Below are 24,250 nucleotides of genomic sequence, written 5' to 3'. Positions count from 1 at the left end.
TTTGGCCGACCGTCGTGAATTCGGTGGCGGGGGTGGACCAACCGTTGCGAGACTCGGTCCCGTGCCCGTGCCCGAGCCGGACCGCTTCCGAGCCGCCGTACACCTCTGGGCGGCCGGCGGTCCCGCCGCCGCGACGGCCGCAGCCGCGGCCCGGGAGTCGGCGGCCGGTCTGCGTATGGTCGTCCTCGTCGAGGGGGTCAGCGACCAGCACGCGGTGGAGGCCCTGGCGGAACGACGGCACCGTGATCTCGCCGGTGAGGGTGTCTGCGTGGTGCCGCTCGGCGGCGCGATGAGCGTCGGCCGGTACCTGCGGCTGTTCGGACCGCAGGGCCTCGCCATCACGGTACGGGGGCTGTGCGACGAGGCCGAGGAGGGCTTCTTCCGCCGTGGCCTGGAGCAGGCGGGCCTCGGTGCCGCCCTGGACCGGTCGGCGATGGAGGCGCTCGGTTTCGGTGTGTGCGTGACCGACCTGGAGGACGAGTTGATCCGCGCGCTGGGCAGCGCTGGTGTCGAGCGGGTCATCGATGCCGAGCGGGATCTGGCGAGGTTCCGGATCTTCCAGAGGCAGCCCGCGCAGCGCGGGCGGACGATCGAGCGGCAACTGCGCCGTTTCCTGGGCACGATGAGCGGTCGCAAGGCCCGGTACGCTGCCGCGCTCGTCCGCGCCGTCGACCCGGGCGCCATCCCCCGACCGCTGGATCGGTTGCTCGGCTGACGGTTCTGCCACCGGCAGATCTGCTACCGGTGAACAGGGCTGTCGATCGCCGGCCCGCACCGGCAGGGTGGGCGGATGAGATTGCTGGTGCTGGGTGGCACGGGTTTCGTGGGCGGTGCGACGGTTACCGAGGCGGTCCGCCGTGGCTGGTCGGTGACGGTGTTCAACCGAGGGCTGCACGGGACGGTGCCTCCCGGCGTACACCGGTTGCGGGGTGACCGCAGCGCGCCGGACGGCCTGGCGGCGTTGGCCGGCGGCGAGTGGGACCTGCTGGTGGACACCTGGGACGGCGCGCCACGCGCTGCCGGGGACGCCGCGCGCGCGTTGGTCGACGCGGTCGGCCACTACGTGTACGTGTCCAGCGGGTCGGTCTACGCCGACCCGGCCGCTGCCGGGCTGGACGAGGACTCCCCGGTGGTGGACGCCGACCCGGACTCCGTCGACGGCGACTACCCGCAGCTCAAGTCCGGTGCGGAGCGTGCCGTGCGGGAGGTCTTCGGGCAGCGGGCGCTGGTCGCCCGGGCCGGGCTGATCCTTGGCCCGGGGGAGGACATCGGTCGGCTGCCCTGGTGGTTGCGGCGTGTCGAGCGGGGCGGCGACGTGCTCGCCCCCGGGCCGGCGGACCTGCCGGTGCAGTACATCGACGTCCGTGACCTGGCGGGCTGGATGCTGGACGCGGGCGCCCGGCGGGTGGGCGGCACGTTCAACGCGATCGGTCGGCGGGCGCAGACCACGATGGGCGAGCTGCTCGACGCGTGTGTGGCAGTCACCGGTGCCGACGCCCGGCTGTGCTGGACCGATCCGGCGCCGATCCTCGCCGCCGGTGTGCAGCCGTGGAGCGACCTACCGATCTGGCTGCCGGTCGGTCACCCGTACCGGGGGTTGCTGGAGCGGGACGTCACCCGCGTCTTCGCCGCCGGGCTGACCTGCCGGCCGGTGACCGAGACCGTCGACGACACCTGGCGTTGGCTGCGCGAGGTCGGCGCGGTTCCGCCGCGAGCCGGGCGACCGCAGCGCAGCTCGATCGGGCTGGACCCGACCCGGGAGGCTGCCGTGCTCGCCGCCTGACCGGTCCGCCGGTCACGGGTGCCGCTCGTCGCCGGACCCGTCAACGAATGGCGGAGGTGTCGACCACCTGCGCGGTGGTCAACCGCGGCGTATGCGGAGGGCCGGAGTGTGCCGGGTCCGCGATGCCCAACCGCAGCACGAGGTACGGGAAGCCGATCCCGGAGAGCAACTGCCGCAGGGTCTGCCGGGTGCCCGGCACCTCCACCACCGCGCTGAGTGGCACCACGGACACGCCGAGCCGGGTGGCGGTCAGCCAACCGGCGGAAAGTGCCTCGCCGGCACGCAACCAGCTTTCCCGTTCGTCCTCGTCGCCGTGCAGCATCGCGTACACCGCCATGCGGTCGTGGCCGGGACCCATCGGCAGGCTGCCGGGACGGCCGAAGTCGCGGCCCGGGACGGTGGTTTGCGCAGGCTGCTCGGGCAGCACCTCCGCCGGCAGGCCGGTGCCCGTGCCGGCCCGGCTGGTCCAGTACGCCAGCTCGGTGCGCAGCTCTGGATCATCGCCCTCGACCGTGTCGGCGTGCCCGGCGGTGGCGGCCAACTCCAGCACCTGGTCGCGGTCGAGGACCTGCAACCGGCAGCCTTCGGCGCCGACCGCGCGGGTGATCTCCTCGATCGCCGTGGGTGCGACCGGCTCGTCGCTTACCGGTCGCCGGTCGGTGTGCCGCACCTGCATGCACTGCACCATGCGCACGGCGTCCGGGTCGGCCGAGGTGTGGCTCAGGTCGGTCAGCCGGGCCAGCAGCTCCGTGTCGTGCGGGTCGGGCAGCCGTTCCACCACGGCGCGCCAGCCCTCGGCGGCCAGCGCCAACCGGGCGTGGTGCAGGGCGGTGCCGCAGCTGATCGCGAGCAGTCGCCCCTCGGGGTCGCTGGCGGCGAGCTGCCGGTCGGCGACGGAGCGCAGTTCCAACGCGTCGGGCAGCACCTGCCAGCGCCACGGTTGGGTGTTGTGCACCGAGGGGGCGTGGCCGGCGGTGGCGGCGGCCTCCGCCAGCGCGGTGGTCAGCTGACTTTTCTGACTCATGGTCACGACCTTTCCGTCTCTGCTCATCGTGCCGTACCGCGCGTCGCTGTGTCTGGGGTTGTTGCCTCATCCTGTGCTGTCCCGTGGCGCGCCCGCAGGGGCCGCAGGCCCCGATCCCGCCGGGCCGTCACGACCGCCTACCAGGGCCGGCACACCGCACCGACATCCGTCCACCTGGCGAAACGCCCGGTGTCCGGCCGCTGGCCGCCCACCGGCTGCGACGATGCACAGGTGGGGGCCGAGCGGAGCGAGTGCGTACCGGAGCAGCCGGTCCGTGGAGGCGTCCGGCGGTGGTGGGCGTGGGCACCGCTGTTCGGGATCGGCCTCGGGGTGCTGGCCGGCGCGGCGCTGCGGACAGCCGGCCGACCGAATGCGGCCGATCTGATCTGGGCGGCCGTCACGGTGGCCGCACTGCTGCCGGCCGCCTGGTCGATGTTGCGCTCGTTGTCGCACCGGCATTTCGGCGTGGACGTGATCGCCGTGCTGGCGCTGGCCGGTGCGCTCGGCGTCGGGGAATACCTGGCCGGGGCGGTCATCGCCGTGATGCTGGCGACGGGGCGGTCGTTGGAGTCGTACGCGCAGCGCCGGGCGACCCGCGACCTGCGGGCGTTGCTGGCGCGCGCTCCGCGTACCGCCCGTCGGCGTGAGCCCGACGGCACGATCGAGGTGGTGCCTCTGGACCAGGTGGCGGCGGCGGACCGGTTGCTGGTCGGCCCGGGGGACGTGGTGCCGGTCGACGGGACCGTCGACGAGGCGGCCACGCTTGACGAGTCGGTGGTGACCGGGGAGTCGCGGCTGGTCCAGCGGGCCGCCGGGGAGGCGGTGGCCAGCGGTGTGGTCAACGCCGGCGCGGGGTTCGGCATGCGGGCGAGGAAGAACGCGGCGCAGAGCACGTACGCCGGGATCGTCCGGCTGGCCCAGGAGGCGACCGCCCGCAAGGCCCCGATGGTGCGGCTGGCCGACCGGTACGCCGCCGCTTTCGTGCCGTTCACGCTGGCCCTGGCCGGGTTGGGCTGGCTGCTCTCCGGCGACGTGGTCCGGGCGGTGGCGGTGCTGGTGGTGGCCACCCCCTGCCCGCTGCTGCTGGCCACCCCGATCGCGATCGTGTCCGGCCTGTCCCGGGTGGCCCGGCGCGGGGTCCTGGTTCGCGACGGCGGCTCGCTGGAGCTGCTCGGTCGGGCCCGGACACTGCTGGTGGACAAGACCGGCACGCTGACCGCCGGCCGCCCGCGCGCCGCCGAGACGGTCGTCGCCCCGGGTGGTGATCGTGACGAGGTGTTGCGCCTCGCCGCCTCGGTGGAACAGTTGTCTCCGCACGTGCTGGCCACCGCGCTGGTCCGGCAGGCTCGCGATCGAGGGCTGACACTGACCGAGCCGACTGGCGTCAGCGAGGAACCGGGACGGGGGGTGAGCGGCCGGGTCGACGGCCGACTGGTGCGGGTCGGTCAGGTCAGCGGGAAGCTGCCCGAGTGGGCGGACCGGGCGCGGGCCCGCACCGAGCTGGCCGGCTGGTCCGCGGTGTGGGTCAGCGACGAGGGTGGACCGCTCGGCGTGATTCTGCTGGAGGATCCGGTGCGCCCCGACGCTCGCCGGACCGTACGCCGGCTGCGTGCGGCGGGGCTGCGGCGGATCGTGCTGGTCACAGGAGACCAACCGACCACCGCCGCGCAGGTCGCGGCGATGGTCGGGGTGGACGACGTGCTTGCCCGCTGCACGCCACAGGAGAAGGTGAGCAGGGTTCGGGCGGAGGCCGACCGGGCGGTCACCGTGATGGTCGGCGACGGGGTCAACGACGCTCCTGCGCTGGCCGAGGCGCACGTGGGCGTGGCGATGGGTGCCACCGGCGCGAGCGCCTCGGCGGACGTGGCGGACGCGGTGCTCGCCGTGGACCGACTGGACCGGCTCGCCGACGCGGTGGAGATCGCCCGGTACGCCCGGCGGATCGCCGTGCAGAGCGCCACCGTCGGGATGGGCTTGGCGGTGCTGGCGATGGTCGTGGCGGCGGTCGGTCGGCTGCCCCCGGTCGCTGGCGCGTTCCTCCAGGAGGGCATCGACGTGCTGGTGATCCTCAACGCGCTGCGGGCACTGGGTGGTGGGCTGCGCCGGCGCCACGTCCCGCCGCGTACCCGGGAGTTGCTCGCCCACTACGCGGCGGAACACCAGGCGGTCCGCGACGTGCTGGCCGGGTTGCGGGACACCGCCGACCTGGTCGCCACCGACCCGGCATCGCCGAGATGCCTGCCAGCGGTACGCGAGACGCACCGCCGGTTGACCGAACGTGTGCTGCCGCACGAGACTGCCGAGGAGCGACAGCTCTACCCCGCACTGGCCGCCCCGCTGGGCAGCGAGGAGGCGACGTCGACGATGAGTCGGGCACACGTGGAGATCCGCCGCCAGGTGGACCTGCTCGGCGCCCACATCGCCCAGGCCGCCGCCGGCTGGCCGCGCCCCGACCAGGTGCCCGACCTGCTGGCCACCCTCTACGGGTTGGACGCCGTGCTGCGTCTGCACCTGGCACAGGAAGAGGAGGAGTTCTTCTCCCTCGACCCATCCGACCCGGCGACCGCGCAGCGGTGACCCCGGGTCAGGCCGCCGCGTACACGGGTGCGGCCCCGCCCGGCGGATGTCAGCGTTCGCGGACCACGGCGACCGGACAGCTGGCGTGCTGGATCACCTGCTGGCTGACCGAGCCGAGCAGCATCCCGGCCAGTCCGCCCCGACCCCGGCTGCCCACCACCACCGCCTGCGCGGACCGGCTCGCCTCGATCAGCATCGCCGCCGGGCTGCCTGGGATCACGTCGACGGTGACGCTCAGCTCGGGAAACGTCCGTCGCCACGGTTCCAGTGCCTGCTCCACGGCGGCCCGCTCGTCGGGCACCCCCGCCGCCCCACCGGGGCCCGGTGTCCAAGCGTGCAGCACGCGCAGCGGCATTTGCCGCCGTGCCGCCCGTTCGGCGGCGAAACCGAGCGCCACCAGCGACGGCGCCGAACCGTCCACCCCGACCGCCACCGGGCCGTCCGGTCGGCCGGCCGTGCCGTCGCGGACCACCACGACCGGGCAGTGCGCGTGCGCGGCGACCGACACGGCCGTGGACCCGGCCAGCAGCCCCCCGAAACCGCCGTGGCCTCGGCTGCCGAGCACCAGCATCCCGGCCTCGGCCGAGCGTTCCTGCAACACCAGCGCGGGTGGCCCGTCGTACACCTCGCCGGTGATCCGCAGCTCGGGGTGGGTGGCGGCGGCGTTCGCCGCGGCCTTGCGCACCAGGTCCTCGACCTGCCGGCGGACGGTCTCGTCCGGCCAGACCCCGGGCGCCAGGCCCGGACCGACCCAGCCGGCCACGGTCAGCCATTCGAAGACGTACGCCAGTCGCACCGGTCGGCCGCTGTGCCGTGCCTCCTCCAGCGCCCAGTCCACCGCCACCGAGGCGTCGGTGGAGCCGTCGAAGCCGACCAGGATCTCCGCGTCGCGCACGTCGTCCTCCTCAGGGGTTCGTCGGGTCGGTCGCACGGACCCAGCGCCACTCGGCGACCGCGGGATCGTCCTCGCCGTACCGGCGGGTGTAGTCGCGGGCGGCCTGCCGGGCGTCGACCATCCGCTGGCGCAGGTGCGCGGCGCGGGCCCCCAGGCCGGGCACTCGGTCGATGACGTCGATGACCAGGTGGAAACGGTCCAGGTCGTTGAGCATCACCATGTCGAACGGGGTGGTGGTGGTCCCTTCCTCCTTGTAACCGCGTACGTGCAGGTTGTCATGGTTGCTGCGGCGGTAGGTGAGTCGGTGGATCAACCAGGGATAACCGTGGTACGCGAAGATGACCGGCCGGTCCGCCGTGAAGATGGTGTCGAACTCGTTGTCGGTCAGGCCGTGCGGGTGCTCGGTGTCCGTCTGCAGGCGCATCAGGTCGACCACGTTGACCAGGCGCACCTTCAACTCGGGGAGGTTCTGGCGGAGCAGCTCGACGGCGGCCAACGTCTCCAGGGTGGGCACGTCGCCGCAGCAGGCGAGCACCACGTCCGGCTCGGTGCCCTCGTCGTTGCTGGCCCACTCCCAGATGCCCAGGCCACGCCGGGTGTGCTGGATCGCCTCGGTCATCGTCAGCCAACTCGGTGCCGACTGCTTACCGGCGACCACCACGTTGATGTAGTGCCGGCTGCGCAGGCAGTGGTCCATGGTGGCGAGCAGGGTGTTGGCGTCCGGCGGCAGGTAGACCCGTACCACCTCGGCCTTCTTGTTGACCACGTGGTCGATGAAGCCCGGGTCCTGGTGGGAGAAGCCGTTGTGGTCCTGACGCCAGACGTGGCTGGACAGCAGGTAGTTCAGCGAGGCGATCGGTTGCCGCCAGGGGATGGCCCGGGTCACCTTCAGCCACTTGGCGTGCTGGTTGAGCATCGAGTCGACGATGTGGATGAACGCCTCGTAGCTGGTGAAGACGCCATGCCGGCCGGTGAGGAGGTAGCCCTCCAGCCAACCCTGGCACAGGTGCTCGGAGAGCACCTCCATGACCCGGCCGTCGGGGGAGAGGTGGTCGTCGCCGGCGACGGTGGCCGCCACCCACGCCCGCCCGGTCACCTCGAACGCGGCGCCCAGCCGGTTGGAGGCGACCTCGTCCGGGCCGAACAGTCGGAACGTCTCCGGGTTGGCGCTGATGACGTCGCGGAGCCACGGGCCGAGCACCCCTGTCGCACCGGCCATCGGCTTGCCCGGTTCGGGGACGTCCACGCCGTAGTCGCGAAAGTCGGGCAGGGCCAGGTCGCGCAGCACCACACCACCGTTGGTGACCGGGTTGGCGCTCATCCGCCGGTCCCCGTGCGGCGGCAACGCCCGCAGCTCGTCCACCGGCGCGCCGGTGGCGTCGAACAGCTCCTCGGGCCGGTAGCTGCGCAGCCACCGCTCCAGCTCGGCCAGGTGCGCCGGGTTGTCGCGTACCCCCGACAGTGGCACCTGATGGGCGCGGTACGTGCCCTCCACCTGGACGCCGTCGACCTCGCTCGGGCCGGTCCAGCCCTTCGGCGTCCGCAGGATGATCATCGGCCAGCGGCGGCGCTCGGCGGCGCCTCCGGAACGGGCCCGCCGCTGGATCTCGGCGATCTCGTCCAGCGCGCGGTCCATCGTCGCGGCGAGCGTGCGGTGCACCACGGCGGGGTCGTCGCCGGCCACCACGTACGGCTGGTAGCCCGAACCGCGCATGAGGTCGAGCAGGTCGGTCTCGGGGATCCGGGACAGCACCGTCGGGTTGGCGATCTTGTAGCCGTTGAGGTGCAGGATGGGCAGCACCGCGCCGTCGCGTGCGGGGTTGAGGAACACGTTGGAGAGCCAACTGCCGGCCAGTGGTCCGGTCTCCGCCTCACCGTCGCCGACCACGCAGGCCACCACGAGATCCGGGTCGTCGAACGCGGCGCCGTAGGCGTGGCTCAACGCGTACCCCAGCTCGCCGCCCTCGTGGATCGAGCCCGGCACGTCCGACGCGACGTGGCTGGGGATGCCACCGGGGAAGGAGAACTGGCGGAACAGCTTGGCCATCCCGGCCTCGTCGCGTGCCACGTCGTGGTAGCGCTCCGACCAGGTGCCCTCCAGCCAGGTGTTGGCCACGATGGCCGGGCCGCCGTGCCCGGGGCCGGTGACCAGCATGGCGTTGAGGTCACGCGCCACGATCACCCGGTTGAGGTGGGTGTAGACGAGGTTGAGCCCGGGGCTGGTGCCCCAGTGCCCGAGCAGCCGGGGCTTGATGTCGTCGCGGGTCAGCGGCTCCCGCAGCAGCGGGTTGCCCAACAGGTAGATCTGCCCGACGGTGAGGTAGTTCGCGGCGCGCCAGTAGGCGTCCAGCCGGCGTAGCTCGTCGTCGGTGAGGGCGCGGTGCACGTCGAGAGCGGTGTCCATCAGGCTGCCTCTCGCGGGTAGGAGTGGGGCGTGCGGCTTCGCCGCCGCGAACGCCAGGGATCAGGGCCGTTGGTCCCGTGCCGTCGGGGTGACCGGCCCGGTCAGCGGCGCCTCGGCCAGGCCACGGACGACGACCACCGGTGCGGGGGAGTGGTAGAGCAGGGACTGGGCGACCGCGCCCAGCATCGCTCGCCCCGGTTCGTCGCCGCGGGCGGCGACAAGCGCCACCTGCGACGTGCGGGACGTGTCGATCAGGACCTGACCGGGGTCGCCGCGAACGACCCGGCATTCGGTGGGCACCGAGCCGTTGCGGCCGGTGTGCTGGGCCACCGCCTCGACGAGTTGCTCGGTGACCGCGTCGGCGTCCTCGTCCTGCTCCACCACCCGCAGCGCGAGCAGCCGGGCGTCCCGGCGGGCCGCGCACTCCACGGCCCACCGCAGGGCGAGGTGTGAGCTGGGTGAGCCGTCCACCCCGACCAGCACCGGCCCCTGCGGTGGTGGCTCGTGGCGGACCACCAGCAGGGGGCAACCGGCCCGCGCGGCCAACTGCACGGCGGGCGTCTCGGCCGGGACGCACTGGCCGCTGCCGGCCATGCCGCTGTCGCCGACGGCCAGCAGGAAGGCCGTCTCCGACCGGCGGATGAGGGTGGCGAGCATGCCGCTCTCGATGATCTCGCTGCCCACGGTCAGCTCGGGCTCGACCTGGTGGGCGAGTTGGGCGGCTCGGGTGAGCAACTCCTCGGCCCGGTCGCGGGGCGCGGCGACGCTGTCCGCGGCGAAGGCCGCCTGCCAGTCGAACATGTGCAGCAGGTGCAGTGGCCGACCGTGCCCGGCGGCTTCCTGTGCGGCCTGTTCGACGACCGGAAGGTCGAGGATCGAGCCGAGGCCGACCAGCACCGCTGCGTCGGCGGGTGCGGCCATCGATATCACCTCCCGGGCGTCACGCCCGGCCTGACCAAGCTGTCCCTGACCGAGGGTAGCCGGGGCGACACGGTGATGGGCCGGTTCCGGCACTCCCGGAGACGTCAACTGGGGTTGACGCGAGTGGTGCTGTCAACGTATGTTGACGGCATGAGTCAGGCGACAGAACTCGCGGCGGCAGCCGGCAGCACCGACCCCCGGGTCGGGCTGCGCGCCGTCCGCGCGCTGCGCCGGCTGCTCGAGCGGCTCGAGGTGGTCCAGGTGGACAACGCCCGTCGACAGGGCTGGTCCTGGCAGGAGATCGCCGACGCGCTCGAGGTCAGCCGGCAGGCGGTGCACAAGAAGCACGCCGGACGACCGGCGGTCAACTCATCCTGGGAGGCGTGATGTTCGAACGGTTCACCGACCGGGCGCGCAGCGTGGTGCGACGGTCGCTGGAGGAGGCGCGGGCCGAGGGCCAACGGCCGGTCGGCACCGAGCACCTGCTGCTCGCCCTGCTCGACGACGACGCGGGCCTGGCCAGCCGGGTGCTCGCCGACGCCGGCGTACGCGCCGACGACCTTCGCGAGCGCGTCCGCCAGCACACCGTGGGCGGCGGGGCCGGCCTCGGCGACGCGGACGCGGCGGCCCTGCGGGAGATCGGCATCGACCTAGCCGCGATCGTGGCCCGCATCGAGCAGTCCTTCGGCCCGGACGCGCTGCGGGAGGCCGTGCCGGCACCGCGCCGCCGGTGGGGGCGAAAGCGCTACCTCGGCGGGCCGTTCTCGCCCCGCTCGAAGAAGGCGCTGGAGTTGTCCCTGCGCGAGGCGCTGCGCCTGCGCCACAAGCACATCGGCACCGAGCACATCCTGCTCGGGGTGCTCCGGGAGGGCCACGGGCTGGGCGCGTTGGTGCTCACCGAATCGGGGATCGACCTCGACGACCTGCGCCGCCGGGTGGAGGCCGCGCTCCGGGCGGCGGCCTGACGCGTGGGCTCGTGTTGAAACCTGTCTGTGGCACTTCCGACGCCGGCCGGTCACCGGGTCGCTGAAGCCGTCCCGGTGCTGCACACTGACGCCGTGGATGCTGGACAGGACAGGCGGCCCTCGGGTGGCGACGGTGGGCTGCGCTCCGCCGTGGTGGTCAACCCGACGAAGGTCGACGATCTCGACGAGCTGCGCCGAATCGTGAACGACGCCCTCGCCGCCGCCGGTTGGCCCGAGCCGCAGTGGTACGAGACCACCGTCGACGACCCGGGCCGCGGTCAGACCGAGCAGGCCGTCAAGGCCGGCGTCGACCTGGTCTTCGCCTGCGGCGGCGACGGCACCGTGATGTCCTGCGTCAGCGGGCTTGTCGGCACCGACGTAGCCCTCGCCGTGCTGCCGCAGGGCACCGGCAACCTGCTCGCCGCCAACCTTGGCCTCTCCACCGACCTGGCCGCCGGGCTCCAGGTCGCCGTCGAGCGGGGCCGACGACTGCTCGACGTCGGCGCCGTCGAGGACAAATACTTCACAGTCATGGCCGGCATGGGCTTCGACGCCCAGATGCTCGAGGCCACCAACGAGACCACCAAGGCCCGCATCGGCTGGCCCGCGTACGTGGTGGGCGCCGCCCGGCACCTGCGCGACCGGCCGATGCGGGTGCAGATCCGCATCGACGACCGCCCGCTGCTGCGCCGCCGGGCCCGCTCCGTCCTGATCGCCAACGTGGGCCGACTCCAGGGCGGCGTCACCCTGCTGACCGAGGCCGAGCCGGACGACGGCTGGCTCGACGTCGCGGTGCTCACCCCGCGCAGCCTGCGGCACTGGCTCGCGCTCGGTTGGGCGGTGATCCGCCGCAGCGGCCAGGTGCCCCGGATGGAGGTGTTCCGGGCCCGACGCGTGGTGATCACCAGCAACCGGGCTCAACCCCGGCAGCTGGACGGCGACCTCATCTCCCCGGACCGGCAACTGGAGGCAGAAGTCCGGCCCCAGGCGCTCTGGCTCTGCGTCCCCCAACCCGAGGACGCCCCCGACCTGGCCGACGATGCGCGAAGCGCCGGGAAGCGGGGCGAGCAGCTGATCGAGGAAGCACGCCGTGAGTAGCACCCGGATCGTGCCGGAGACCCGGCTGATGGCCGACGAGGAGCTGTCCGCCGACGACGCCTGGCACACACTGCGGCGGCAGAACACCTGGCACCTGCTGCGGGACGCCTTCATCCGGTTCCGCTACGGCGACGGGTTCAGCCACTCCCGGGCCTTCGCCCTGCAACTCTGCCTCGCCGTGGTGCCGTTCCTGATCGCCCTCACCGGCCTGATCAGCGAGCTGGGCGTCGAGGAGGGCGGTCAGGTCGTCGCCGACACCGTCCTGGCGCTCACCCCCGGCCAGAGCGCGCAGATGGTCGGCGAGCTGCTGGGCGAGGGCGAACGCGTCGAGGACGCGGGCGAGCTGGCACTCACCCTCGGTCTGCTGACCGGCCTGTTCGCGCTGACCACCACCATGGCCCAGATCGAACGGGGGGCCAACCGCATCTACGGCGTCGAACGGGACCGCCCCGCGCTGCGCAAGTACCTCCGCGCCGCGGTGCTGGCCGTCACCGCCGGCCTGCCCGCGCTCGCCGGCTTCCTGATCCTGGTCGGTGGTGGCGCGATGGGCGACTCGGTACGCAAGCACTACGAGTGGGGCGCGTTCGCCAACGGCATCTGGGACGTGGTCCGCTTCCCCCTGAGCCTCGGGCTGACCGTCCTCGCCGTCGCCGTGCTGTTCCGGCACGCGCCACGACGCAACCAGCCCGGCCTGTCCTGGTTGTTCTTCGGTGCCGGCATCGCCACGGTCCTGTGGTGGCTGGCCAGCCTGCTGCTCGCCGCGTACGTGCGCTTCAGCGACGGTTTCGGGCAGACCTACGGCGCGTTGACCGGCATGATGGCGCTGCTGCTCTGGGCCAACCTGACCGGCATGGCGCTCTTCGGAGGGCTGTCCTTCGCCGCCCAACTGGAGGCGCTGCGCATCGGGGTGCGGGAGCCGGCCCAACCAGACCTGTGGGAGCCCGACACGGACCGCGTCGAGCTGCTCGACACCGGGGACATGTCGGCGCTCTAACGGCACCGGCGTGTACGACGAACGCGGATCGGGTAAAGCGGCCCCGCCAGAGCCGAACAAGGAGGTGCGGGGTGACCGCGGTCAAGGAGATGGCGCGACGTCCGATCGGTCACTTCGCCGAGCGGAGCATCGCGGGTCTGGCGGCCGTCACCGGCGCCGGGGTGGCCTTCGGGCTGCTGTTGCTGCTCGTGCGGGTGCGGTGGAGCCCGTTGCAGGACGCCGACCACGCCGTCGCCGAGTGGTTCAACGGGCTCGTCGCCCCGCACCACGCCCTGGTCACCGTCCTGCAGGCGGTGACCGACCTGGGCGGCCGACCGATCTACATCTGGTTGGTCACCGTCGCCGTGGTCGGGCTGCTGATCCGCAAACAGCCACGGCTGGCCGTCTACCTCATCGTCACCGGGGTCGGTGGTCTGATCCTCGACCCGTCGCTGAAGACGCTTGTTGGTCGACTCCGTCCGGTGGTGGACGTGCCGATCGCCAGCGCACCGGGCAACAGCTTCCCGAGCGGGCACGCGCTGGGTTCGATCGTCGCGTACGGGGCCCTGCTGCTGGTGTTCCTGCCGGCCATGGCGCCGCGCTGGCGCAAGCCCGCGATCGTCGGCTTCAGCGTGCTGGTGGCGGTGATCGGCCTGACCCGGATCGCGTTGGGCGTGCACTACATCTCGGATGTGCTGGCCGGCTGGCTGCTCGGCGCGGCCTGGTTGGGCGTCACCGCGTACGCCTTCCGGCTGTGGCGTCGTGAGCGTGGGCGACCGGTGCCGTCGCTGAGCGAGGGCCTGGAGCCGGAGGCCGGGCACGACATCGCCGCCGCCCCGGCCGAGGAGCACGTGCTGGCCCACCCCCGCTCGGCGCTGGCCGAGCTGCTGGTCGGCTGGGTGCTCGTGTTCGGGGCGCTGTACGCCTTTGGCACGTACGTCAGCTACCACGCCAAGGGCACCCTCTTCGACACTCTCGACACCGAGGTGCCGCGCTGGTTCGCCGAGCGGCACACGGACGTGTTGACCGACGTGAGCTGGTGGTGGAGCAAGTTCGGCGACACCCACGCGATCCTGATCATCTCGCTGGTGTTCTGCCCACTGGTGCTGGCGGTCTGGCGGCGCTGGCGTCCGGTGCTCTTCCTGGCGTTGGCGATGGTGGGTGAGTTGACCCTGTTCCTCGCCTCGGCCCGCGCCGTCGACCGACCGCGCCCGCCGGTGGAGAACCTCGACGGGCAGATGCCCACCTCGTCGTTCCCGTCCGGGCACATCGCGGCCACCATCTGCGTCTGGCTGGCGATCACCGTCATCGTGTTCCCGCGTACCGACAGGTGGTGGCGGTGGCTCTTCGTGGCGCTGGCCGTGGTCATGCCGGTCGGGGTCGCCACCTCCCGGATGTACCGGGGGATGCACCACCCGACCGACTTCATGGGCGCGATCCTGCTCTCCGCGCTCTGGATCGGGCTGCTCTACCTCGTCATCCGCCCGAACGCCGACCTGAGGGAAGGCAACCAACCGGCCATCGAGTCGGAGGACGTGGACACCCTCGACGACGAGCTGGCGCGGGCCGGCCGAGCCGACTGAGCGCCCGCCGTGTTGCGGGTGCTGACCTGGAACATCCGCACCGGCGGTCGGGATCGCGGCGGCGCCGATCGGCTGGATCAGGTGGTCCGGGTCGTCGACGAGCAGGCGCCGGACGTGCTGGCCCTCCAGGAGCTGCGCGGCTTCGACCGCGACGGGCTGATGGCCACCGTGGCGGGTCGGGTGGGGATGACGCCGCACCTGGCCCGGTCCTGCCTCGGGCAGCCGGTGGCGGTGCTGGTCCGGCCGCCGTACCAGGTCCTCGACGCGGGGACGCTGCGCCGGCCGTTCCACCACGCCGCCGTCCGCGTCGTGGTGGCGACCACCGCGGGCCCGCTCACCGTGCTCGGCACCCACCTCTACCCGTACTCCGGTGGGCGGCGGCGGATGGAGGCCGACTGGCTGGTCCGGGCGGTGCGGCGGGCCCGGGGCCCGTTGACGGTCGTCACCGGTGACCTCAACTCGCTCGACCCGGGCGTGGACCACACCGAGCGGCTGGCCGGGATGCCGACCCGCTACCGGCGGCGACACCTGCGCCGGGGCGGTGGCGACGTGGACACCCGCGCGATCGCCCGGCTGCTCGACGCCGACCTGGTCGACCTCTGGCCGTCGGTCAACGCCGCGGCGGCCGAGGCCGAGGGCCTGACCGTGCCCACCCGCCTCGGTGGGGCCGAGTTCGCCGGGATGCGACTGGACTACCTGCTCGGCACCCACGCGGTGGCGCGGCGGACGCGGGAGTGCCGGGTCATCCGGGGCGCGACGGCGGACACCGCCTCGGACCACTATCCGCTGCTGACCACGCTCGACCTCGGCCCGGCCGCGACCGACACCTGAGACCTGGCACGGGCCGGCTACCGTGCCCACCGTGACCGACCCCCTGCCGGCCCGCGCGCCGCTGCCCGGCCCGCCGAGCGGGCACCCGGCCACTCCGGCCGCGAACACGGCAGAACCGGCCGCCGTCGCGCTCCCGCTCGTCGCGGCCGTCGCGCGGGGTGTGGCGTTGGTCGTGGTGCTGCCGGTACGCCTGCTCTGGGAGCTGATCGCGGCTGCCGGCCGGCTGGTGTACCGAAGCCTGCTCACCCCCGCCGGCCGGTTCCTGCGCCGCTGGCTGCTGTCCCCGCTGGCCTGGGCGCTGCACCGACTGCTCTGGCTCCCGCTGGTGTGGTGCGCCCGCACCCTGCTCTGGGTTCCGGTGCGCTGGGCGGCCCGAACCCTCGTCTGGCTTCCGCTGCTCTGGCTGGGGCGGGGCCTCGCGTGGGTGGCCCGCACGCTGATCTGGTCTCCGCTGGTGTGGCTCGCCCACCTGGTCCTGCGGCCGCTGCGCTGGCTGGGCGTGGCGCTCGCCCCGGCCGGCCGGCTGCTGTGGCGTGGCGTCAGCGCGCTCGCCGGGGCGGTGAACGCCGCGCTCGCCGGGTTGGGCCGGGGGATCCGGTGGGTCGTCGTGGGGTTCGGCCGGCTGCTCGTCGCCGCGGTGGTCGGTGCGTGGTGGGTGGCCGGACGGGTGCTGCGGCTGCTCTACCGCCTGCTGCTGCGCCCGCTCGGGCAGGGGCTGCGCTGGGTGTGGCGGCACGGCGTGCACCCGCTGCTGCGGGGAGCCCGATGGGTCCTGTCGGTGACTGTCGTACCGGTGGCGCGCGGCGTCCGGGCGACCTGGCGGGCCACCGTCGTGCCCGCGGCCCGGTGGACCCGCCGGGCGGTGCTCGACCCGGCCCGGCTGGTCTCCCGGGAGGTGCTCAACACCCTGGGCCTGCGTCGCTGACCGTGCCGTCGAGGCGAGTACGCCTCAGAGCAGCAGGTTGAGGAGCACGGTGAGCACCACCGAGGCGACGATCGAGAAGAGGATCATCAGGAGGCAGCCGACGCCACCGCCGAGTGGGCGGATCTCCGTGTTACCGAAGCGCATGATGATCACCTGTCCGTGAGCGCGGATCGGGGAGCGAGCAGATGACGGATCGCGGCGGCGACCGCCACCGGTTGGGTCGTCGCCACGTTGTGCGGGCCGCCCGGCACGACCACGAGGTCCGCCTCCGGCACCAGCCGGGTCACCTGGTCCCGCCACCGTGCCGGCGCGATCGGGTCGCGCCCCCCGGCCAGTATCAGGGTCGGCGCGGTGATCCGGACCAGATCCGCCTCGATCGCGTTGCGTACCGAGTGCGACAGCGTCGCGAGGACCCGCCACGGCCGGGCGTTCCAGATGTCCCGGCCCAGCACCGGCGCCTGTAGCGGCGCCTCGCCCAGGGTGTCCAGCAGCCACCTGCCGAACTGGGCCCGACGGGACCGGGCCGCCGGATCGCTGGTCGGCCCGGCCAGCACCAGGGCGCGTACCGCGTCCGGGTGGTTCGCGGCGAGCGAGGCGGCCACCTCGGCACCGAACGAGTGCCCGAGCAGGCAGACCGGCGGCAGCCGGTACGCGGCCAGCCAGGCGGCCAGGTGTTCGGCGTGCCCGCGGACGTCGTACGCGCCCACCGGGTGTTCGGTCAGCCCGAAGCCGGGCAGGTCCGGCACGTACACCGGATGGGTGGCGGACAGCGCGACGGCCAGCGGGGTGAGGTAGCGGTGCGAGACGGCCAGGCCGTGCACCAGCACCACGGGCGGCGCCCCGACCTGCGGGCCCGTGCTGCGCCGGGTGTGGGTGCGCAGCCCGTCGACGAGCCGCCACTCGCTGGTCAGCCCGGCGGCCGGCCGGGGCGCGGCCATGGCGAGCCGCAGCTGCGCCGGGCCGAAGCGGCCGCCGGGCCTCGGCCTCACAACGCCCGCAGCCGGGGCAGCAACTGCTCCTGCGCCCAGTCCAGGAACATCGGCTGGCTCTCCCCGCCGACCTGGATGATCGCCACGTGGGTGAAGCCGGCGTCGACGAACCTGCGGAACGCCTCGACGTGCGCGTCGACGTCCGGGCCACAGGGGACGCCCTCGGCGACGTCCTCCTCCCGGACGAACTGGGTGGCGGCGGCGAAGGACTCCGGGCCGGGCAGGTCGGCGTTGACCTTCCAACCCATGCCGAACCAGCGGAACTGGTCGTGCACGATCTTGCGGCACTCCGCCTCGTCGGGGCCGTAGCAGATGGCCACCTGCCCGTAGCGGGGCTGGCCCGCGCCACCGGCGTCGTCGTACATCTCGATGATCTGCCGGTCGGGCTCGGTGGAGATGATGCCGTTGCCGTACTCGGCGGCCAGCGTCGCGGACTGCCGGCCGGACGCGGCGACGGCCATCGGCACCGGCCGTTGCGGGCGGTCCCAGATGTACGCGTCGGGCACGTCGAAGTGATTGCCGGAGAACGTCAGCGTCTCCCCGTTGAGCAGCGGCCGGATGATCTGCAACGCCTCCTCGAACATCTCGTGCCGCTGCTGCACGTGTGGCCAGCCACCGACCACGTGTTCGTTGAGGTTCTCCCCGGCACCCAGGCCGAGGGTGAACCGGCCGTCCGAGAGCGCCCCGATGGTGCTGGCCTTCTGCGCGACCACGGCCGGGTGGTAACGGCGGATCGGGCAGGTCACGAACGACATCAACTGGGCGCGGGAGGTGGCATGGGCGACCGCGCCGAGCACCGACCAGGCGTACGGGGAGTGGCCCTGCGAGTCCAGCCAGGGATAGTAGTGGTCGGACATCACCAGCTGGTCGAAGCCGGCGGCCTCGGCGCGGACCGCGTGGTCGACCAACTGTTTGGGACCGGCCTGTTCGCCCATCAGGGTGTAGCCGACGCTGACCATCCTGGTTTCCCCTTTCACCGACTGATCGTTCCCGGGATACCCCGTTCGGCCCGGGTCAACCCTCCCGTCCGATTCGCGGAAGGCATTGCTTGACGGATGACGGTGACCTGCCTACCGTCGGTCTTAACCGGTTAAGAGCCGGAGGTGGCGCACATCCTTGTGGTGGGGATGACCGCCCCGCAACGGCCCGTGTCCGCGCGGGCCGTTGCGGCTGTCCGGAGCTCGGGCGTGTCAACTGAACCGGTTGCGAGGGCCAATCCATCGCCCTACGCTGATGCGTGCGCGCCGGGGGTCGGGCGCGGCTGCCGGGCTGCAGCCGCAACCCCCTGTCACGTCCCACCCCTGTCGGGCACCGGGGGTCCCCCCTGAGGGAAGGCCATGAAGACTCGACTCACCGCCGCCGGCGCGGCCCTGCTCGCGTTGCTCGTCGCCGTCCTGGCGATCGGCCAGCCGGCGCACGCCGCGGCTGGTTTCTCCGTCGCGGGCGGCACGTTGTACGACGCTAACGGCACCGAATTCATCATGCGGGGCGTCAACCACGCGCACACCTGGTATCCGCAGCAGACCAGCTCGTTCGCCGACGTCAAGGCGCTCGGTGCGAACACCGTGCGGGTGGTGCTCGCCAGCGGCGACCGGTGGACCCGCAACACCAACGCCGACGTCGCCAACGTCATCTCGGTCTGCAAGGCCAACCGGCTGATCTGTGTGCTCGAGGTACACGACACCACCGGGTACGGCGAGCAGGCTGGGGCCATCACCCTGGACCGGGCCGTCGACTACTGGCTCAGCCTCGCCGACGTTCTCGTCGGCCAGGAACGGTACGTCATCGTCAACATCGGCAACGAGCCGTACGGCAACCAGAACTACGGCTCCTGGGCCACCGACAACGCCAACGCGATCAAACGCCTCCGCGCCGGCGGGTTCACCCACACGATCATGGTGGACGCGCCGAACTGGGGTCAGGACTGGTCCTTCACCATGCGGGACAACGCCGCGTCGGTCTTCGCCGCCGACCCGGCCCGCAACACCGTCTTCTCCATCCACATGTACGGCGTGTTCGACACCGCCGCCGAGATCAGCGACTACCTGGGTCGTTTCCGCGCCGCGGGGCTGCCCATCGTGGTCGGTGAGTTCGGCTTCAACCACTCCGACGGGGACCCGGACGAGGACACCATCCTCGCCTACAGCCAGGCCAACGGGATCGGCTGGCTGGGCTGGTCGTGGAGCGGCAACGGCGGCGGCGTGGAATATCTCGACCTCGCCACCACCTTCAACCCGGCCAACCTGACCACCTGGGGTCAGCGGCTCTTCAATGGCGCCAACGGCATCCGGCAGACCGCCCGGGAGGCCAGCGTCTTCGGCGGCACCCCGCCGCCGACCACGACGCCCCCGCCCACCACGCCCCCTCCGACCACGCCGCCACCGACCACGCCCCCGCCCGCGGGGGGTTGCACGGCGACCTACACGGTGACCAACCAGTGGCAGGGCGGTTTCCAGGGCGAGGTACGGGTAACCGCGGGCGGCGCGGCGGTCACCGGGTGGACCACCCGTTGGACCCTCGCCAACGGTCAGAGCGTCACCCAGTCCTGGAACGCCGCCCTGACCAGCAGCGGGGCGGCGGTGACCGCGCGCAACCTGGACTACAACGGCCGGTTGGCCGCCGGTGCCAGCGTCAGCTTCGGATTCCTGGGCGGCTGGACCGGCAGCAACCCCAAACCGGAGGTGAGCTGTACGGCAGGCTGACCGACGCCAGGTGGCCGGGCCCGCACCGGGGCCGGCCACCGCGCCCGGCTGCGGTCAGTGCTCCCCGGTCAGGTTCACGATGACCACCCCCGCGATGATCAGAGCGATGCCGGCGAGCTTGACCAGCCCGACCGACTCGCCCAGGAACACCGCGCCGATCGCCACGATCGCCGCGGTCCCCAGACCGGACCAGAGGGCGTAGGCGACACCGACCGGTATCTCCTTCACGGCCTGGGCCAACAGGAGGAACGCCAGCGCGTACCCGGCGAGGCAACCCAGCGTCGGCCAGAGACGGCTGAACCCGGCGGTGCTCTTGATCAGGCTGGTCGCCAGCACCTCGGCGAGGATGGCGATCCCCAGCAGCACGTACGCCATGTGTTCCCCCTGGTCGTCGATGAGCTATGAATGCGTCGGGCCGGGTAGATCTTGGACACTTTCCGTTCCGCGCTGACGGAAAGTGTCCAAGATTGCCAGTTAGACCGGGTCATCACGGAGATCGACGGGCTCGGCGGCGAGGCGGGCTGCCCGCATCGTCAGATAGCGCTGTTCGGGCAGGCTGCTCGTGTGGGCGGCGGCGGCCCGGTAGTCGACGATCGCCCGCTCCCGGTCGCCGGCCATCTCGTGCAGGTGGGCGCGGGCGGCGGGCAGCCGGTGGTGCCCGCCCAGTCGGGGGTCGTCGGCCAGCGAGTCGAGGGCGGCCAGTCCGGCCGCCGGTCCGTGCACCATGGCGGTCGCCACGGCCCGGTTGAGCGCCACCACCGGGCTGTCGACGAGCAGCCCCAGCACCTCGTAGAGCGCCAGGACCTGCGGCCAGTCGGTCTGCTCGGTGCTCGGCGCCTCGTCGTGCACGGCGGCGATGGCTGCCTGCACCTGGTACGGGCCGATGGGCCCGCGCGGCAGCGCACGGGTGACAAGTGCGACGCCCTCGGCGATCGCCGCCGCGTCCCAGCGGCTGCGGTCCTGGTCGGCCAGGGAGATCAGCTCACCGGACGGCCCGGTCCGTGCCGGGCCGCGCGCCTCGGTGAGCAGCATCAACGCCAGCAGCCCCGCCGTCTCGCTGTCCTCGGGCAGCAGCGCGTGCAACGCACGGGCCAGCCGGATCGCCTCCGCCGCGAGGTCGATGCGGCGCAGGTCCGGGCCGGCGGTGCTGGTGTGCCCCTCCGTGAAGATCAGATAGAGCACCTGCCGGACGGCGACCAGCCGCTCGGCCCGCTCCGCCTCCTCGGGCATCCGGAACGGCAACCCGGATGCCCGGATGCGCTGCTTGGCTCGGCTGATCCGCTGCGCCATCGTCGCCTCGGGCACCAGGAACGCGCGGGCGATCTCGGCGGTGTTCAGCCCGCCGACGGCGCGCAGGGTCAACGCCACGGCCGACGTCGGGGCGAGCGCCGGATGGCAGCAGAGCATCAGCAGGACCAGGGTGTCGTCCCGCTCGGCGGTCAACTCCTCGTCCGCGGCCGGGGCGTACCGCTGGTCGTCGGGGTTCCGGCGGGCGACCAGATCCTCCCGGCGCCGCCGGGCCTGCTCACCGCGGACCAGCTCGATCATTCGGCGGTAACCGACCTGGACCAGCCAGCCGCGCGGGTTCGCCGGCAACCCTTCGGTCGGCCACTGGGTGGCGGCGGCCAGCAGGGCCTCCTGCACGGCGTCCTCGGCGGTGGCGAAGTCACCGAAACGGCGGGCGAGCACGCCGAGGACCTGCGGCGCCAGCTCGCGCAGCAGGTCCTCGACGCGGGGATCGGTAGTCAGCCCTCACAGCTCCTGCGGTGGGGCGGACATCACCGGGTGCACCTCGATGGGCATGTTCAGCGGACGGCCGCCGGGGCCGGGTGCGGTGGAGATGTACGCGGCCAACTCCACCGCCCGCTGCGGGCTGTCGCAGTCGACGATCCAGAAGCCGGCCAGGAACTCCTTCGTCTCGGCGAACGGCCCCTCGGTGACCACCGGCGCACCGCCCTCGCCGGCGCGGACGATCCGGGCCTGCTGCGGACCACCGAGGCCCTGCGCGTCGACCCACTCTCCGGCGGCGGTGAGCTTGTCGTTGACCTCGCCCATGAAGGCGATGTGCGCCCGGACCTCGTCCTGGGTCCAGGTGTCGATGCTCGGGAAGTCGGTCCCGGCGGCGCTGAACTGCATCAGCAGCATGTATTTCATGGTTCGCTCCTCACACCCGCGCACCGTCGTCGGTGCTCTCACCCTGAGGTAGAAGCCGGCAGCGCCGTTCTCGACACTCCGGCGGAAGAATTTCTAGCCGACCGCGTCGACCTCCAGCACCAGGCTCTGCTCCGGGTGCAACGCGGGCAGTTGCACACCCACCCGGGCCAGTGCCGCCCCGCTGAGGGTGACACCGGAGGCCAGCCACGGTGGCGCGGACCGCTCGATGGTCGCCGGGGCGGGTACGTCCGCCACCTGTCGCACCCGGTACCGCCGGGCCGGGTCGAGGCCGGGCAGCCGGACCGCGCCCGGGGTCTGCGCCACCGAGGTGGCCAGTCGGGCCACCGCGTACACCGCTCGGGTCTTGTCGCCCGCGATCACGCCGTGCGCCCAGACGGCCGGGTCCGGGTGGTCGACCCGGACCATCCGACCGGAGTGCAGCAACGGCCGCAGCCGTTTGTGCAGTGCCACCCAGGCGGCCAACTCGGTCTGCTCGGCGGCGCTGATCGAGGCGATGTCCCACTCGATGCCGTGGTGGCCGAAGAGCGCGGTGGCCGCCCGGAAGCCCAGGTCGTGGACGCGGTGGGTGGTGTGTGAGCGCTCCGGGCCGATGTGCGTGCCGATCAGCTCCGGTGGCAGCAGCAGCCCGGTCCAGCGCTGGATGCTGAGCCGTTCCAGGGCGTCGTTGCAGTCGCTGGCCCAGGCCCGGTCGGTGCGGGCCAGGATGGCCAGGTCCACCCGGGCACCGCCGGACGAGCAGCTCTCGATCTCCACGCCGGGGTGCCGGCGGCGCACCTCGTCGAGGAGCCGGTAGACCGCCAGGGTCTGCCGGTGCACCCCGGGACGGCCGTGGTGCCCGGCCTCGGTGAGGTCCCGGTTCTGGTCCCACTTCAGGTAGCTGATGCCGGGATGGTCGGTGAGCAGCGCGTCGAGGCGTTCCAGCAGGTAGCCGTAGGTCTCCGGGCGGCCCAGGTCGAGCGCCTGCTGGTTGCGCCACGCCGGCGGCAGCCGGCCCGGCACGGCCAGCAGCCAGTCCGGGTGCGCCCGGAACAGGTCGGAGTCGGGGTTGACCATCTCCGGTTCGACCCACAGACCGAACTGCAGGCCCTGTCCGGTCACGTGGTCGATGAGCGGTTGCAGGCCCTCGGGCCAGACGCCCTCGTCGACGTACCAGTCACCGAGGCCGGCGGTGTCGTCGCGCCGGCCGCGGAACCAGCCGTCGTCGAGCACGAACCGCTCCACGCCGATCTGCGCGGCCCGGTCGGCGAGGGCCCGCAGCCGGTCCAGGTCGTGGTCGAAGTAGACGGCCTCCCAGACGTTCAGGGTCACCGGTCGGGGGGAGCGCGGGTGGCCGGGCCGGGCCCGCAGGTGCGAGTGCAGTACGTCGCTGAGCCCGTCCAGCCCGGCGTCGGACCAGACGGCGTAGAGCAGGGGAGTCTCGTAGGACTCGCCGGGGCCGAGCCGGATCTCACCGGGGGCCAACAACTCGCCGCCGCCGAGGGTGGCCTCCCCGGTGGGGCGGCGCTCGGCGACGGTGACGTGGTCGCCGCTCCACGCGGTGTGCACCGCCCAGACCTCACCGTGCCCGAAGCCGAACCCGGCGGTGCCGGCCACCAGCAGCAGCGTGGCGTCGTGCCCGGTCCGTCCGTGTCGGCCCTCGCGGACCCAGGCGCCGTGCGGCCACGGGTGCCGCTGCGGGGACCGTTCCCGGCACCACCGGCCGGTCAGGTCGAGCAGCTCGGTGGCGACCGCCGGCACCGGCAGCACCGGCGTCAGCTCCCGCAGCTCGTACACGCTGTCGCCGTCGTTGCGCAGCCGGTGCGCAATGGTCAGCAACCCGTGCCGGTCCAGCGTGATCTCGCAGGTCAGGGTCAGCCCGGCGGCCGGGTCCGACGCCCGCACGGTCAGCAGCGCCGCGCCGGGCCCGTCGTGCCCACCGTCGGCCGGGAGTACGCTCACCGCCTCCCCACCCGCAGCCGGGTGCCCGGGGTCGGGGTCCTCGTGCAGGTCCAACCCATCGAGGCGGAACGCGGTGGACCAGTCCCGTCCGTCGCGGTGCCCGGCCAGTCCCGGCCGGCCGCCCCAGCCGGCACTCGCCTCCGGCAGGAGGGACAGCAGTGGCGGCTCGTCGAAGCTGCTCGGCACCACCGGCGGCACCGTCGCTTCGGCGAGCTGGCGCAGGGCGTCGTCGTCGAGGTCGCCGACGTCGCCGCCCCAGTGCACGACCCGGGGCAGCCCCGGGCCGCGCGCGTCGAGCACCAGGCTGGTCCGCCCGCGGCGCAGGTGCAGGATCGTCATCCCTTCGAGGCCCCCAAGGTCAGGTGACCGTGAGCACCTATCGGGATCCACCAAGAATCCACATTGGTCAACACGATCGGCCAGTGGGGCCTCAAGTTACCCCTCGGTCAGGCGCTGTACAAGAGGGC

The 24,250-nt window shown here is 72.9% G+C and carries 21 protein-coding genes and 1 pseudogene; 12 read left to right on the top strand and 10 right to left on the bottom strand.

Translation table 11 applies throughout. The features are described from left to right. Nucleotides 1–61: 61 nt before the first annotated feature. Together AB0B57_RS17055 and AB0B57_RS17050 are read left to right on the top strand one after the other, a co-directional pair. Entirely contained in the window at nucleotides 62–715 is a 654-nt protein-coding gene (locus tag AB0B57_RS17055; protein WP_357070066.1) for a TOPRIM nucleotidyl transferase/hydrolase domain-containing protein, read from the top strand. A gap of 75 nt (nucleotides 716–790) precedes the next feature. After that, complete coding sequence (locus AB0B57_RS17050; protein WP_357070064.1) at nucleotides 791–1,783, top strand: NAD-dependent epimerase/dehydratase family protein; 993 nt, start codon at nucleotides 791–793, stop codon at nucleotides 1,781–1,783. A gap of 40 nt (nucleotides 1,784–1,823) precedes the next feature. On the opposite strand, the gene AB0B57_RS17045 is transcribed toward AB0B57_RS17050, so the two are convergent. Further along, nucleotides 1,824–2,834, bottom strand: a complete 1,011-nt coding sequence (locus AB0B57_RS17045; RefSeq protein WP_357070062.1) for a nitroreductase — start codon at nucleotides 2,832–2,834, stop codon at nucleotides 1,824–1,826. A 204-nt stretch (nucleotides 2,835–3,038) separates the two neighbouring features. Here AB0B57_RS17045 and AB0B57_RS17040 point away from each other — a divergent pair. After that, a pseudogene (locus tag AB0B57_RS17040) lies at nucleotides 3,039–4,895 on the top strand (heavy metal translocating P-type ATPase); the annotation flags it as partial. Beyond that, complete coding sequence (locus AB0B57_RS17035) at nucleotides 4,869–5,384, top strand: hemerythrin domain-containing protein (protein WP_357070391.1); 516 nt, start codon at nucleotides 4,869–4,871, stop codon at nucleotides 5,382–5,384. The pseudogene AB0B57_RS17040 and the gene AB0B57_RS17035, both read left to right, overlap by 27 nt. Nucleotides 5,385–5,433: 49 nt before the next feature. Here the strand turns inward: AB0B57_RS17035 and AB0B57_RS17030 are convergent, their stop codons facing one another. The 3 genes from AB0B57_RS17030 to AB0B57_RS17020 are packed head-to-tail and all read right to left on the bottom strand — an operon-like array spanning nucleotide 5,434 to nucleotide 9,604. Next, on the bottom strand, nucleotides 5,434–6,279 hold the full coding sequence (locus AB0B57_RS17030; protein ID WP_357070060.1) for a universal stress protein: 846 nt from the start codon (nucleotides 6,277–6,279) through the stop codon (nucleotides 5,434–5,436). A gap of 10 nt (nucleotides 6,280–6,289) precedes the next feature. Then, nucleotides 6,290–8,683 (bottom strand): phosphoketolase family protein, encoded by a 2,394-nt coding sequence (locus AB0B57_RS17025; RefSeq protein WP_357070058.1) that lies wholly within the window; start codon nucleotides 8,681–8,683, stop codon nucleotides 6,290–6,292. 60 nt (nucleotides 8,684–8,743) lie between these two features. Beyond that, nucleotides 8,744–9,604, bottom strand: coding sequence for a universal stress protein (locus tag AB0B57_RS17020; protein WP_357070056.1), 861 nt, complete (start codon nucleotides 9,602–9,604; stop codon nucleotides 8,744–8,746). Between the two features lie 150 nt (nucleotides 9,605–9,754). Between AB0B57_RS17020 and AB0B57_RS17015 the strand changes: the two genes are divergently transcribed. The 7 genes from AB0B57_RS17015 (at nucleotide 9,755) to AB0B57_RS16985 (ending at nucleotide 15,979) form a co-directional block, all read left to right on the top strand. After that, nucleotides 9,755–9,991 carry an HTH domain-containing protein gene (locus AB0B57_RS17015; RefSeq protein ID WP_007457155.1) on the top strand — a complete coding sequence of 79 codons (237 nt, stop codon included), beginning with the start codon at nucleotides 9,755–9,757 and terminating at the stop codon, nucleotides 9,989–9,991. Then, complete coding sequence (locus AB0B57_RS17010; RefSeq protein ID WP_357070389.1) at nucleotides 9,991–10,569, top strand: Clp protease N-terminal domain-containing protein; 579 nt, start codon at nucleotides 9,991–9,993, stop codon at nucleotides 10,567–10,569. The genes AB0B57_RS17015 and AB0B57_RS17010 overlap by 1 nt, the downstream gene beginning before the upstream one ends. A gap of 93 nt (nucleotides 10,570–10,662) precedes the next feature. Then, complete coding sequence (locus AB0B57_RS17005) at nucleotides 10,663–11,667, top strand: diacylglycerol kinase family protein (RefSeq protein ID WP_357070054.1); 1,005 nt, start codon at nucleotides 10,663–10,665, stop codon at nucleotides 11,665–11,667. Next, nucleotides 11,660–12,661 (top strand): YihY/virulence factor BrkB family protein, encoded by a 1,002-nt coding sequence (locus tag AB0B57_RS17000; protein WP_357070051.1) that lies wholly within the window; start codon nucleotides 11,660–11,662, stop codon nucleotides 12,659–12,661. Before AB0B57_RS17005 ends, AB0B57_RS17000 begins: the two co-directional genes overlap by 8 nt. A 71-nt stretch (nucleotides 12,662–12,732) precedes the next feature. Then, the gene (locus AB0B57_RS16995; RefSeq protein ID WP_357070049.1) at nucleotides 12,733–14,223 is read left to right on the top strand and encodes a phosphatase PAP2 family protein; all 1,491 of its coding nucleotides are present in this window, start codon (nucleotides 12,733–12,735) and stop codon (nucleotides 14,221–14,223) included. 9 nt (nucleotides 14,224–14,232) lie between these two features. Then, the gene (locus tag AB0B57_RS16990) at nucleotides 14,233–15,054 is read left to right on the top strand and encodes an endonuclease/exonuclease/phosphatase family protein (protein WP_357070047.1); all 822 of its coding nucleotides are present in this window, start codon (nucleotides 14,233–14,235) and stop codon (nucleotides 15,052–15,054) included. A gap of 31 nt (nucleotides 15,055–15,085) precedes the next feature. Then, nucleotides 15,086–15,979, top strand: coding sequence for a hypothetical protein (locus AB0B57_RS16985; protein ID WP_357070045.1), 894 nt, complete (start codon nucleotides 15,086–15,088; stop codon nucleotides 15,977–15,979). A 149-nt stretch (nucleotides 15,980–16,128) separates the two neighbouring features. On the opposite strand, the gene AB0B57_RS16980 is transcribed toward AB0B57_RS16985, so the two are convergent. Both AB0B57_RS16980 and AB0B57_RS16975 read right to left on the bottom strand, forming a co-directional pair. Beyond that, on the bottom strand, nucleotides 16,129–16,917 hold the full coding sequence (locus AB0B57_RS16980; protein ID WP_357070043.1) for an alpha/beta hydrolase: 789 nt from the start codon (nucleotides 16,915–16,917) through the stop codon (nucleotides 16,129–16,131). 47 nt (nucleotides 16,918–16,964) lie between these two features. Next, nucleotides 16,965–17,927, bottom strand: coding sequence for a TIGR03557 family F420-dependent LLM class oxidoreductase (locus tag AB0B57_RS16975; RefSeq protein ID WP_357070387.1), 963 nt, complete (start codon nucleotides 17,925–17,927; stop codon nucleotides 16,965–16,967). Between the two features lie 378 nt (nucleotides 17,928–18,305). Here AB0B57_RS16975 and AB0B57_RS16970 point away from each other — a divergent pair, with 378 nt between their 5' ends. Continuing rightward, nucleotides 18,306–19,670, top strand: a complete 1,365-nt coding sequence (locus AB0B57_RS16970; protein WP_357070041.1) for a cellulase family glycosylhydrolase — start codon at nucleotides 18,306–18,308, stop codon at nucleotides 19,668–19,670. Between the two features lie 54 nt (nucleotides 19,671–19,724). On the opposite strand, the gene AB0B57_RS16965 is transcribed toward AB0B57_RS16970, so the two are convergent. The 4 genes from AB0B57_RS16965 to AB0B57_RS16950 all read right to left on the bottom strand — a co-directional run bounded on the left by AB0B57_RS16965 (nucleotide 19,725) and on the right by AB0B57_RS16950 (nucleotide 24,122). Beyond that, entirely contained in the window at nucleotides 19,725–20,045 is a 321-nt protein-coding gene (locus tag AB0B57_RS16965) for a multidrug efflux SMR transporter (RefSeq protein WP_357070039.1), read from the bottom strand. Nucleotides 20,046–20,144: 99 nt separating this feature from the next. Further along, nucleotides 20,145–21,419, bottom strand: coding sequence for a sigma-70 family RNA polymerase sigma factor (locus AB0B57_RS16960; RefSeq protein ID WP_357070385.1), 1,275 nt, complete (start codon nucleotides 21,417–21,419; stop codon nucleotides 20,145–20,147). A gap of 3 nt (nucleotides 21,420–21,422) precedes the next feature. Continuing rightward, nucleotides 21,423–21,824 (bottom strand): YciI family protein, encoded by a 402-nt coding sequence (locus tag AB0B57_RS16955; RefSeq protein ID WP_357070037.1) that lies wholly within the window; start codon nucleotides 21,822–21,824, stop codon nucleotides 21,423–21,425. A gap of 93 nt (nucleotides 21,825–21,917) precedes the next feature. Continuing rightward, nucleotides 21,918–24,122, bottom strand: a complete 2,205-nt coding sequence (locus AB0B57_RS16950) for an alpha-galactosidase (RefSeq protein WP_357070035.1) — start codon at nucleotides 24,120–24,122, stop codon at nucleotides 21,918–21,920. Between the last annotated feature and the right edge of the window lie 128 nt (nucleotides 24,123–24,250).

Source organism: Micromonospora sp. NPDC049101 (genome assembly GCF_040648675.1).
Lineage (GTDB): Bacteria > Actinomycetota > Actinomycetes > Mycobacteriales > Micromonosporaceae > Micromonospora.
This window is presented reverse-complemented; position numbering and strand designations above follow the sequence as displayed.